This window comes from Pseudoalteromonas sp. T1lg23B, assembly GCF_002964665.1.
In the GTDB taxonomy this organism is placed as follows: Bacteria; Pseudomonadota; Gammaproteobacteria; order Enterobacterales; family Alteromonadaceae; genus Pseudoalteromonas.
Map to the genome: position 1 here is coordinate 379,425 of NZ_PQBZ01000013.1, position 12,378 is coordinate 391,802.

The 12,378-nt window shown below is 44.4% G+C and carries 10 protein-coding genes; 8 read left to right on the plus strand and 2 right to left on the minus strand.

All coding sequences use genetic code 11. The features are described from left to right. Positions 1-95: 95 nt before the first annotated feature. Positions 96-1,139, plus strand: coding sequence for a sensor domain-containing diguanylate cyclase (locus C2M32_RS05330; protein ID WP_105167454.1), 1,044 nt, complete (start codon positions 96-98; stop codon positions 1,137-1,139). A 62-nt stretch (positions 1,140-1,201) separates the two neighbouring features. Here the strand turns inward: C2M32_RS05330 and C2M32_RS05335 are convergent, their stop codons facing one another. Continuing rightward, positions 1,202-2,005 carry an alpha/beta hydrolase gene (locus C2M32_RS05335; protein WP_234401227.1) on the minus strand — a complete coding sequence of 268 codons (804 nt, stop codon included), beginning with the start codon at positions 2,003-2,005 and terminating at the stop codon, positions 1,202-1,204. A gap of 545 nt (positions 2,006-2,550) precedes the next feature. Between C2M32_RS05335 and C2M32_RS05340 the strand changes: the two genes are divergently transcribed. Then, positions 2,551-3,024 carry a hypothetical protein gene (locus C2M32_RS05340; protein WP_105167455.1) on the plus strand — a complete coding sequence of 158 codons (474 nt, stop codon included), beginning with the start codon at positions 2,551-2,553 and terminating at the stop codon, positions 3,022-3,024. Positions 3,025-3,045: 21 nt separating this feature from the next. Beyond that, entirely contained in the window at positions 3,046-3,411 is a 366-nt protein-coding gene (locus tag C2M32_RS05345; RefSeq protein ID WP_105167456.1) for a DUF7674 family protein, read from the plus strand. Positions 3,412-3,831: 420 nt separating this feature from the next. On the opposite strand, the gene gorA is transcribed toward C2M32_RS05345, so the two are convergent. Beyond that, positions 3,832-5,190 carry a glutathione-disulfide reductase gene (gene gorA / locus C2M32_RS05350; RefSeq protein ID WP_105167457.1) on the minus strand — a complete coding sequence of 453 codons (1,359 nt, stop codon included), beginning with the start codon at positions 5,188-5,190 and terminating at the stop codon, positions 3,832-3,834. Positions 5,191-5,336: 146 nt separating this feature from the next. Here gorA and prlC point away from each other — a divergent pair, with 146 nt between their 5' ends. The 5 genes from prlC to C2M32_RS05375 all read left to right on the plus strand — a co-directional run bounded on the left by prlC (position 5,337) and on the right by C2M32_RS05375 (position 12,337). Beyond that, the gene (gene prlC, locus C2M32_RS05355) at positions 5,337-7,382 is read left to right on the plus strand and encodes an oligopeptidase A (protein WP_105167458.1); all 2,046 of its coding nucleotides are present in this window, start codon (positions 5,337-5,339) and stop codon (positions 7,380-7,382) included. A 123-nt stretch (positions 7,383-7,505) separates the two neighbouring features. After that, entirely contained in the window at positions 7,506-8,654 is a 1,149-nt protein-coding gene (locus C2M32_RS05360; RefSeq protein ID WP_105167459.1) for a response regulator, read from the plus strand. 93 nt (positions 8,655-8,747) lie between these two features. Next, positions 8,748-9,518 (plus strand): class I SAM-dependent methyltransferase, encoded by a 771-nt coding sequence (locus C2M32_RS05365; protein ID WP_105167460.1) that lies wholly within the window; start codon positions 8,748-8,750, stop codon positions 9,516-9,518. A 141-nt stretch (positions 9,519-9,659) separates the two neighbouring features. Further along, positions 9,660-11,591: a methyl-accepting chemotaxis protein gene (locus C2M32_RS05370; protein WP_105167461.1), complete on the plus strand. Its 1,932-nt coding sequence runs from the start codon at positions 9,660-9,662 to the stop codon at positions 11,589-11,591. Between the two features lie 134 nt (positions 11,592-11,725). Further along, positions 11,726-12,337 (plus strand): alpha-ketoglutarate-dependent dioxygenase AlkB, encoded by a 612-nt coding sequence (locus C2M32_RS05375; protein ID WP_105167462.1) that lies wholly within the window; start codon positions 11,726-11,728, stop codon positions 12,335-12,337. Positions 12,338-12,378 lie beyond the last annotated feature (41 nt).

Consider the following 12,378-nt stretch of genomic DNA (forward strand, 5'->3'; position numbering starts at 1 on the left):
TAAATATTTACCCATTTGTTTGCCGTTTAGGTATTATGATCATTAGATGAGCAGCGCTCATTGGTATCAAATAACTTAAATATAAATGGCTTACTATGTTTATTGATCTCAGTGAAGTAACTCAACGGCTAAGGCGTATGAGTTCTGAAGAGTTAGATGTATCGGGTAGTTATCAAAGCTTTTTGCTGGACTTGATTCGTGAAGGCAAAGACACCTTAGTGGTGGATCAGGTGTCGGTATGGCTTTTTGACGATATTTCTGACCCAAAAAAGCTGATCAATGTCGCTAACACTCAATGGGACAATGACCTTAACGCTGAAGATTACCCCGTGTTACTGTGCGACGAGTACCCTAATTATTTCGAAGCCATTTCGACGGGGGTGTCAATCAACGCCACTGACGCGCTTAACGACCCACGCACCGCAGAATTTAGAGATACCTACCTCATTTATAACAAGATCACCACCATGCTTGATGCCACTATTTTTAAAAATGGTATTCCTCATGGGGTTGTATGCTGTGAAGGCCGAGGTCCTTTGCGAGAATGGCAAAGTGCTGAGATTGCCTACGCAGAGATGGTGGCTGATTGTTGTAGCCGCCGCTTGTTGGTCAATGAACTGTGGACTTTGCAACAGCAACTGACCAAGCTGGCTTTTCATGATGCGCTCACAGGGTTAAAAAACCGTCGTTATCTGATGGACAGTGCACATCGCGAGATCCGCCGTCATATCCGCGCGGGTGAACAACTGAGTGTGGTGATGTTAGACATTGATCACTTTAAACGTATCAATGACAGTTACGGTCATGAGATAGGCGATGTGATATTGCAGGAGTTTGCGTTGTGCTGCAAACAGGCCCTAAGAGTGGAAGACAGCCTATGTCGTTTAGGTGGTGAAGAATTTATTGTGTTGTTACCCAATACTCCGGTTGAAGGCGCACAGGAAGTCGCGGAGCGACTGCGTATCAATGTAGAAAAAAACATCATAGAAACCGCTCATCACTACATTCAAGTGACCGTAAGCTGTGGTGTTGCTCAGGTGAATCTTGCCAAGCCTTTTAGTTTCTCACTTAAGCAAGTTGACCATGCGGTTTATGACGCCAAAGCACAAGGGCGCAATCGCGTGGTGGTAAGTAAGTAACCTCAAGCTGTGTTCGTTGTACACACCTGTATAACGAACACCACGCTGATATTTATCTTTATTTATAGCTTTTGCGTACTTTGTTGGTAACCATGCAGTGCTTTCAAAGCGTGGTGTAAACCTGCGACCATAGTGAAATCGTGGTCTTCTTCGTCAAATGTTTCTAATTGCAGCGTTAAATCGGTTGAGCGATTTCTCAAAATAGTTTGTGATAAATCGTCGTAAACTTGCCTCATTTCGCCGCCTTCACTGCCGATGTTCATGTACAAAAAGGTGCCTACGTCATCGTCAGAAAGTACATATTGTTTTGTGGCTTTTGCGGTTTCTCTAGCCGCCCACCAAACGGCAGGGCTAAACGCCATATGTGCCTGAAAAAGCTTGGGGCGTGCGTGAAAAGTGTGGACAACAAATAGCCCCGCGATGGAGTGCCCAGCAATGACATTGTGATGATTGGTGCGATATAGTTTGTTGATGGTCGTCATCAGCTCTTTTTGCATAAAGTCCAACAGCTTATCAGCACCACCACCGGCACCTACTGGACCTCTTGGGTCGTGGTTAACGGTCGGCGCAAAATCACGGAGTCTATCTGTACTGCTAACACCCACGATAATATGCTCATTGGCACCTTTAGACGCATGTAATCTATCTAACATGCCATAAACCAGCTCACCATTTAAATCACTGTCTAGCAAATACAAAACCGGATAGCGTTTGTTTTTATTGGTGTTATAAGAGGCTGGCAGGGCAATGGTGATTTTTGGCATCTCAGTCATAAAACGAGATTGAGGCACTTCAAGGTTACTAAAATTCGTGGCGTTAACATGGATGGATAGTAAAGCCACCAGAGTGAGAAACAACTTATGCAAAATCGAGCGTCCTTTTTTGTTTTTATGTGATACAAATCGTTGTTGATTTTCATTTGTAGCACTTTAAGCAACGCTGTAGCAATATGTTTTAACTGGGTTTTGTGAGCAGTGTGGGGTGTTAGGGTGATTGTTAGGGTTAATAATTAACAATGTTGGATGGCGTAGCTTCGCGCCTTATCCAACCTACAGGGCCATGTGGGGTTACACACTCAGGTTCTTTGTAGGTCGGCATAAGCGAAGCGCTATCCGACGTTTTAACCGTTTACGCAATAGTTGAAATCTAGGGGGGGAGATGCATTGCCATTTATCAACCTTTATTTTTAAAGGTGCGGCTAGTTACAAAATTATTTCTGGTGATGTTGTTTATATTAGAGTTTTATCCAACCTACAGGGCAATGTGGGGTTACACACTCAGATTCTTTAAAGTACTGCTGTAGGTCGGCATAAGCGAAGCGCCATCCGACGTTATAACCTTAAGCTCTCTGGTTAGCCCTTGGGTAATTAGTTATAGTTACCAAAAAATAGTAGGCCAGTTTAAGAAAATAATGTCTGCAGTTAGAGTTTATAAACCGAGTTTGGCGAGAAGAATAAAGTTTTGCATCGCAATTGCTATTGCTTGCGCTTTATCATTTTCCTTGTTTTTTCTTCAGCCAAAAGGAGCTCAAGTTGAAGCTAAAATTATGATTGCAAATGCTTTGTCTATTGTATTGCTTTTTTATTTCGCTTGGGGGATTTTTGACCTATTTAGACTCGCCAAAGGGAGATTAGAGGTCGATGAAAAGGCCATAAAATATGGTGCGAGTGACAGCCCCAACTCTATCCTTTGGGAGCAGGTAATAAGCGCAACCTATTATAATAATTTGCACATTTTAGAAGTTCGAGATACGGAAACCAATGCGCTTGAGCTTAAAAGAATAAAACTTTATGAGTATCAGGTCGATGGTGAAGCATTTTTAGAGACGTTGCGTTTTAATTCTGAAATTTATAAATTCCAATTAAATATAGATAACTGTCAGTGAAATACGCGTTAAAGGGAACTAATGGCTAAAGCAGAAGTAACAAGGTTTATTGAGGAAATAAAAACGCGCTTTCCTGAAGTAACTGCTTTGATGAAAAAGCACGAATCATGGGCGTTCACATCTCTCATGGAAGAGTTCGCAAACTTAACAACCACCAAGCTCAATACCGGTAACCTAGAAGATGCCCAGCGTTATCTTTTATACATGAGTGAAAAACTCAAAGTAGCCACACCCACTGAACATGAATACATTGATGTTTACTATGTTGAGCACCTATTTTGGCAAGGAACTCAGCAAGGAATAGCAAACGGTTGGCCGCTGTTACCAGAAAACCTGAAGGCACTATATTTAGATTTCCATGGCAAACCGCCCAACGCGAAGCGCTAATACCTAGTAAGCTAATCAAAAGGCGTTATAGGCTTCTCCAACCTTCGAATGTTAATAGCGCGGTAGGTCGGCATAAGCGAAGCGCCATCCGACGTGTAAACCGTTTTATGTTGTGGGTACTGATTTGGGGATTTTTGCGTAATAAAGCTTTGAGCGTTAAGCGGATTTTGGTATCGCTTTTTAGACGTTGGCACATGTGCATCTATTAGCAGCCCATTAATCACAGCCTACAAATCAGGCTAAGGCATAATTCCGGCTGTACGTTGACTTGTATGTGCGTTGTTGGTAATTGGCGTCGGATGGCGTGGCTTCGCCACTTATCCAACCTACCTACCGCAGGAGAGCAGGCATAAAAAACGCGAGGGGAGGTGATCCACTCGCGTTTAGAATTTTTATTAAATTTCTTTAGTAATCAGTTTTTTATCTCATAGTAACGAATTCCTCTGACCCCGTTGGATGTATGGCGACCACTGCGTCAAAGTCTGCTTTGGTGGCGCCCATTTTCATGGCGACGCCGAAGCCTTGGATCATTTCATCGACCGCAAAGCCGATGCCGTGTAGGCCGACAACGGTCTCTTCTTCACCTGCACATACTAGCTTCATTTTGCATGGTTGACGGTGTTGCGTTACTGCGGTGTACATGGCTGCGAAGGTTGAGGTGTACACTTTTACGTTGTCTTCACCATATTTTTCAATCGCTTGTGGCTCGGTTAAGCCGATGGTGCCAATGGGCGGGTGGCTAAATACCACGGTCGGGACTAGGTTATAGTCCATCTTGGCATCGGGTAGGTCTGGGTTGAATAGACGCTCAGCCAGCATACGTCCTGCTTTGACGGCAACAGGGGTCAGTTCAATACCACCTTCCATAATGTCGCCCAGTGCATAAATACCTTTTACAGAGGTGTTTTGATATTCATCCACCTTAATAAAGCCGCGTTTGTTGGTTTGTACATCGGTTGCCTGTAGGTTGATAAGATCGGTGACAGGCTCACGGCCGATAGCCCAGATCACTTGATCAAAGGTATGGGATTGGCCGTTTTCAAGTTGCAATGTGACCGAGCCGTCTGCTTCTTTGGTTAACGCTTTGGGGGTGGCATGGGTGTGTAGCGTTGGGCCTTCTTTTTCCATCACTTCGGTGAGGGTTTCAACAATGATAGGGTCAAAGCTACGCAGTGGGGCGTGTTTACGTACAAATAAATGGGTTTCTGTGCCTAGGCTGTTTAACACCCCAGCCAGTTCAACGGCAATGTAACCTGCACCAATGACGGCTACGCGGCGAGGCTGTTGGTTTAGCTCAAAGAAACCATTTGAATCTATGCCATGTTCGGCGCCGGGAATATCTGGAATAGAAGGACGACCGCCTACGGCAATGCTGATATGATCGGCCGTATAATGTTCACCGTTCACTTCAACGGTATGATTATCAACAAATTTAGCAAAGCCGTTGATCACGGTAACGCCATTTTTGGCAAGATAGCCTTCATACCCTTTATGGATGCGGCCAATATATTCTTCGCGGCTTTTTACCAATTGCGCCCAATCAAAGTTTTTTAGCTCAACATCAAAACCATAATCTGGTGCGTACAGCTTAATGGCTTCGGCGATTTGTGCGCCGTGCCACATAACCTTTTTAGGTACGCAGCCGACATTTACACAGGTGCCACCCATATGTTTTGCTTCAATGAGTGCCACTTTAGCGCCGCGCATTGCTGCACGGTTAGCTGATGCAATACCACCACTACCGCCACCAATGGCAATATAATCAAAATGTTGAGCCATAGCTTACCCTTTATTCTTAAAAAATTGTTCTACGCTTAGAGTATCAAGACCTCGAAACGCCAGAAAAAATAACAGTCTAACTTGTAATTGCGGCATTTGCCCCAATTTCAACCCAATAACGCTTAAATAACGATAGAGAAAAGATTATGAGCAACCCATTGATTGGGCTAGAAGGCCTACCCCCATTTTCGAAGATTAAACCTCAGCACATAGTTCCCGCTCTAAAAGAGGCCATTGCACATTGTCGTGAAACGATTGATAACGTTCTAAAAAATGAGTCATTTACGTGGCAAAACTTAGTGCAGCCACTGGAAGTGTCGGATGACAAACTGTCTCGCGTGTGGTCGCCAGTGTCACATCTACACTCGGTCGTAAATAGCGAAGAGTTACGCCAAGCTTACGATGAGTGTTTGCCATTAATTTCTGAGTATACGACCTATGTTGGGCAACATCAGGGGTTGTATCAAGCGTATAAATCACTTAAAGAGTCTGCTGAGTTTGCGCAATTAACCGTAGCGCAGCAAACCACGATAGACAACCAACTACGCGACTTTGAGTTGTCGGGCATTGGCTTAAGTGAAGACAAACAAAAACGATTTGGAGAAATTAGCGCCAGATTGTCGGAGTTATCCGCCAAGTTTGGCAATAATGTTATGGATGCCACTCAGGCTTGGCAAAAACATATCACAGATGAAGCGCAGTTAAGTGGCTTACCTGAATCCGCATTGGCGTTGGCCCAACACACCGCTGAGGCCAAAGGCCTAGAAGGCTGGGTATTTACGCTAGATATTCCTTCGTATTTGCCAGTAATGACCTATGCCGATAACCGTGAACTACGTGAAGAAGCATATCGCGCGTTTGTTACTCGCGCCTCAGATCAAGGCCCCAATGCCAATGAGTTTGATAACTCAGAGATCATGTCAGAAGAGTTGGCGCTGCGTCATGAGCTTGCACAACTGCTCGGTTTTGAAAGTTACGCTCATGAATCTTTAGCGACCAAAATGGCTGAATCACCAGAGCAAGTATTCGCCTTTTTAAATGACTTGGCTGACAAATCTAGACCACAGGCACAGGCAGAGTTGGCTGAACTGGTTGATTTTGCAAAACAGCAACACGGGATTGAGCAGCTTCAAGCGTGGGATTACGGCTATTACGGTGAAAAACTTAAACAGGCCAAGTACGCGATTTCAGACGAGCTATTACGCCCGTACTTTCCTGCCAACAAGGTATTAAGCGGGTTGTTCACCACCGTCAATCGTTTGTTTGGGATCACGGTGACAGAGGTGAAAGAGTTTGATACCTATCATCCAGATGTACGATTCTTTGCGATTCATGACAAAGATGGTGAGCTGAGAGGTCATTTCTACCTAGACTTGTATGCCCGCGAGCATAAACGCGGTGGGGCATGGATGGGAGATTGTATTTGTCGTATGCGCCATGCTGATGGCAAGTTACAAACTCCAGTGGCCTTTTTAGTGTGTAACTTTAACAAAGCGGTCGGTGATAAGCCTGCGCTATTTACCCACAATGAAGTGACTACCTTATTCCATGAATTTGGTCACGGAATTCATCACATGTTGACGCAGGTTGACGCTACCGCGGTGTCTGGTATCAATGGGGTCGCGTGGGATGCGGTTGAATTACCGAGTCAGTTTTTAGAGAACTGGTGCTTTGAAGAAGAAGCCCTGAACTTTATCTCTGGTCACTATGAAACAGGTGAACCCCTGCCTAAAGAGTTATTAGACAAGTTATTGGCTGCGAAGAATTATCAATCGGCGATGCAGATGTTACGTCAAATCGAGTTTAGTTTGTTTGATTTTCATATTCATGCCGATTACAAAGCGGACCAAACGTTCCAAATTCAAGCCATTTTGAATGCCGTAAGAGAAAAAACCGCGGTTATCAAAGCGCCAGAATTTAACCGTTTTCAACACAGCTTTAGTCACATTTTTGCGGGCGGCTATAGTGCGGGTTACTACTCGTATAAATGGGCGGAAGTCCTGTCGGCGGATGCGTTTTCTAAATTTGAAGAAGACGGTATTTTCAATGCGCAGACCGGCCGTTCGTTTATGGAAAACATCTTAGAAAAAGGCGGTTCAGAAGCGCCAATGGTGCTTTTCACACGCTTTAGAGGCAGAGAGCCACAGGTGGATGCCTTGTTAAGACACAGTGGTATTAACAGCGCCGCTTAAGCTAACTGCTAAACGGTCAATGATAAAATAGGGCACTTTCGGGTGCCTTTGTTTTTTTGTCGTTCGCAAAATTGCTATCTAGGTCTATGCTTTTTAAAGAATAGAGCTAATTAGGGCAGCAAAATGAGCAAACTAGTATTAGCGATTGACGATGATAAGTTAGCGCATTGCATCATTGAAGACGCGCTCGCTTCATCTTGTCAGTTACTACATGCTAAAAGTGGTGAAGAAGGCATTCGCCTCGCGCAAAAATACCAACCGGATATTATTCTGTTAGATGTTGAAATGCCCGGTATGAATGGCTATGAAACCTGTGAAAAGCTTAAGCAATGTGAACAAACCGCAGACACGCCAGTGATGTTTTTATCGTCAAAGGGAGACATATCTGAGCGTATGCGCGGTTACAATTCCGGTGCAGCAGATTACATCGTCAAACCTTTTGCTTCCCCAGAGCTACTCGCCAGAATTCAAGTGCTCGATACCTATCGCCAACAATCAATGCAGCTCAAACAAGATATACAGCGCGCGCAAGTTACCGCTGAAATAGCCATGACGGATTCTGGTGATATGGGACGGATCATGCGTTATGTAGGGCAGTCATATCATGCTCATGATTTAACCTCGCTCAGCGAGTATTTTTTTGAGTTTTTTATACCGCTTAAGCTCGATGTGGCAGTGGTGTTTTGGTATCACGGCAGTGAAGTATTTTTTTCACAAAATGGAACGATTCAGCCCATTGAGCAAGAGCTGTTAGAAAAACACCGTGACAGCAACCGTTTTGTCGATTTTGGCTGTCGTACCATTATCAATTACCCCAAAGTATCGTTATTAGTAAAAAACATGCCTATTGAAGATGCGGCAATGTATGGTCGGTATAAAGACCTTTTGCCACATATTTTAGAAGCAACCAACGCCAAAATTAAAGACATGGAGATAAGCGAAGACGCATTGAACAAGGTCGAGCGAATAGGCTTGATGTTTGAGGAACTGAGTGAGCAGTTGTATGGTATGGATGAACTTCATAGCCTCAAAGTTGCTGAGTTCTTTGAGTTGGCAAAGCAAATTAAAACCAAGCTGCCAAGTGAACAGGCTGAGACACTAGATAAAATGCATGAGCATTTTGCATTTTTGGATGATGAACTGACAGTGATCAAATCCAAGCTCAATGAAGTGGGTCAAGTGCGCTACCAGCTGATCGAAAGTCTTAATCAAATTGCCAAACCGTGGGGTGAGGAAGATATCGCGTCTCAGGCCGACATTGAACTGTTCTAGGTGAGGCGACTTTTCTCTTAACAACGTAATTTAGCGGTGTCGTGGCAATTATGCTTTAGGTATACTTAGCACTCTTGAACACAGGAGTTTGCAGTGCTTATTCATACCCCATTTGTTGAAAACCGTCCTTATTTAACTGACCTAGAACAGCGCTTTGCGCTGGAGCAATGGGCTGAGCAGAGCACCAGCTTAGGCCAAGGTAATTTTAAACTGCTGTATGACGAACAAGGTTTGCAACTGCTTAAAGCGGATGAGCCTAAGCTTGGGGCTGTGTTGGTTGACTTTGTGACAGGCGCAGCAGCGCATCGTCGCAAGTTCGGTGGTGGTAAAGGGCAGGCGATTGCCAAAGCCGTGGGTTTAAATAAAGGGGCCACCCCCCATGTACTGGATGCAACCGCTGGGTTGGGGCGAGATGCGTTTGTATTGGCGGCATTAGGATGCAAAGTAACCCTGCATGAACGTCACCCTGTGGTTGCTGCACTGTTGTATGATGGCTTACAACGCGCTTATCAAGACGTGGAAATTGGCAATTGGATGCAGCAAAATATGCAAATGGAGTTTGGCTCCAGCCATGATTTGCTCACCAGTACACAGTTGCAACCCGATGTAGTTTATCTTGATCCTATGTTTCCACATCGTGAAAAGTCAGCATTGGTGAAAAAAGAGATGAGAGTTTTTCAAGATCTCGTCGGTGCCGACGATGATGCCGATAATTTATTAGAATTTGCCTACCAATTAGCGACTAAAAGGGTGGTGGTCAAACGCCCTGATTATGCACCTTTCTTAAATGATAAAACCCCTAGCATGCAAATAAAAACTAAGAAAAATAGATTTGATGTTTATGTAAAAGCAGCAATGAAATAGCCGTATAGATATCTGTTGTTGATAAAATATACGCTAAAAGTATGGTTTTTATATCGCTTGTTTAATTTTTGGGTAATTTACATCAAATTGTCATAAAAGGGTAATACTGTACACGCGCTTAAATATTGAAGGGTTGTGGTTATGCGTGTTTCGTCGTTTACTCGGTTATTGGCAATTTTGTTGGCATCAGCCAGTGTGTTTTTAGCTGCCGTATTGGTGTGGGCTTCTCAAGTGCTCAGCTCGCTCGATAGCCAAAACATGGCATACACCCAACTTAAAAATACCATCTTGATAGATTTAGAAGGTAGCATAGAGGATTACTTAGGATCAGGTGATGGCCAATATCTGAATCATGCTTCTGAGTTGATAGATAGGATCAAACAACAGCAACTTGGTGCACTGCCCGATGCCCTCAACGAGCGGATGGAAAACCAATTAGCGCAGCTTGATAAAGATATTAACGGTAAGTATCGCGCATTAGGGAAATTATCAGGTAATGAAATGGCGCTGCTTGATAACGCTTTGCGACAAATGGCCGGCTCCGCTTCATCACTTATCAACTATACCCTCAAGGCTTCAGAGCACCCATTGGCTCCTCAATATCACGCCTTGGCATCAGATTATTATTCGCAGGTGAGCAACCTGAGTATTTATACCTACCAGTTGGTTATGAGCTTTGATTTAGCCACCGAAAAAAACCTACAACAGAGCGTCTATCGACTTCAACAATTATCCGATGAGATCTCACGGTTAGAGAACTTAGGGGTGATGTCTGAGGTTGATGAAGACGAGCTGTTTTTAGGTGCTGAGGCGGAAGATTTAGCAGAAGAAATCAAAGCAGAGCTAAACAGTTGGCCAAATCGTTTTGAAAGAGACTTACGCGCGACTCTCACACAGGCCAAAAAACGCCAATCGGGAATACGTGGCTTACGTGATGATATGAAAAAAGTTTCTAATGTTATGCTCGGCGCGGAGCAGCAGCTTAAACAGCAGCAAGATGTGTTATCGCAGCGCGTGGTTATTATCTTCGGCGTTGCCATTGGCTTGCTGGTGGTATTGGCGTTAGGGGTATATTTGGTACAGCGTAATCAAGTATTGCAACCGCTGCGTTATCTTCGTGATGGCTTTGCGGATTTGATCGAAAGTAATGAGTTAAAGACCATTAAAAGTAAGAGTAAGAATACCGAGCTGGGTGAAATCGCAACTTACTTCAATCAGTTGATAGAACGACAACGAGGTGAAGCACAAGAGCGTGAGCAAATGCTCAATGTGATTAATGAGTTTATGCAACAAATGAGCGATCATTTAGCTAAGATCAGCACCCAGTCAGATACCACTTACACACGAGTTGAACAAACGCAGAGCATGTTAGATCAAGTTAAAACACTGGGTAATGAAGCCAGCGACATCAACTCGCAAGTGTCTGATAATGCCAATCAAACTTTCAATGCGATGAGACAAAGTGTTAACTTTGCTGATGCAATGCTCAACGCAAGCTCTAAAAATCAGCAACGAGTAGAAGAAGGGTTGGCGAGTTTGAATGAGCTCCTGAACGGGGTTGCGGATGTTGGAAAAGTGATTGAAATTATTCGTAATATTGCCGATCAAACCAACCTATTGGCACTGAATGCCGCGATTGAATCGGCACGCGCCGGTGAACATGGCCGAGGCTTTGCGGTGGTGGCCGATGAAGTGCGCAAGCTGGCGCAACAAACGCAAGACTCCCTGACCGATATCAATTCACAGCTGACCATACTGGGCGACAACTCAAGCCGCGTTTCAACCCAGATCTCGGCATTAGCCGAAGACGCTGAGCTACAAACCCATCATGCACAAGAGTTGAAGAAAAATTCAGAAGGCGTGGCACAAAGTGCACAAACGGCTAATCAAGTGGCCACACACGCCATGGAAATCGCGCAACAGCAAAGTGGCTTGTTGGATAATTTCAGCGAGGAAATGGATCAAATGAAGGCTCAAGTGAACAGTTCTAGTCAGCAGGTGTGTGACATTCAGGCACGTCTACAAGAGCAAATGCAGCAGATCAGACATAGCTTAGGGTTGGCGGCACACTAACAAGTGGACTAAATTAAAGCCACTGATAGCAACGGTAAGTGGCAAAAAAACAAAGCAAAATCAGGATGTACTTTGCTTTGTGTATCGCTTAGCGCTAGATTAACGGTTAATGGATATGCATTAAGGAACCAGTCGTGAAACTAGCGCTTAGTTGTGACGCCCACTATTACTCGCAATTTATGTCAACAGAGCAATCACAGGCATTATTTGAATGGCTGAAAAGCAATTTTGATTTGACAGAGCCAGAAAAACTCAAGATGCCGAATGGTGAAGAGGTATGTATCTTGCCATGGAGAATGATTTTCGTCTCCCCTGAATTTGACAATAACGATGTGTTTTCTGAGCACCATGGTCGCCGAGCACCTTGGTTCCCCTTGCTGGAGCAGTTGCGGCAGCAGATCAAAGACTGTACCGGTATCGAGTTTAGTGTGGGGGTGTGCCTGTACTACCCCGATGGCGAGGAATACATGGGGTTTCATACCGACTTACCCGCCTTTGGTTCAACCGATGTAATCGCCTCAATCAGCTTAGGCGCTGAGCGTGAGTTTTTAATTCGCGAGCAAAATAACCCAGAGATACAACAGAGTGTGACCCTTGGAGATGGCTCGTTGCTGGTGATGGGCAACGGCTTTCAAGATCAATATGAACATGCGGTAGCGAAAGGCAGCAAAGAAACCGGACCAAGGTTTAACATTTCTTTTCGACAGTTTAAGTGGGCAGAATCAACAACCAAAGCCAATTGCTGATCGTGCAGTAAGCAGCGTTTGCTTTTTAAGAAAGCTCTCTA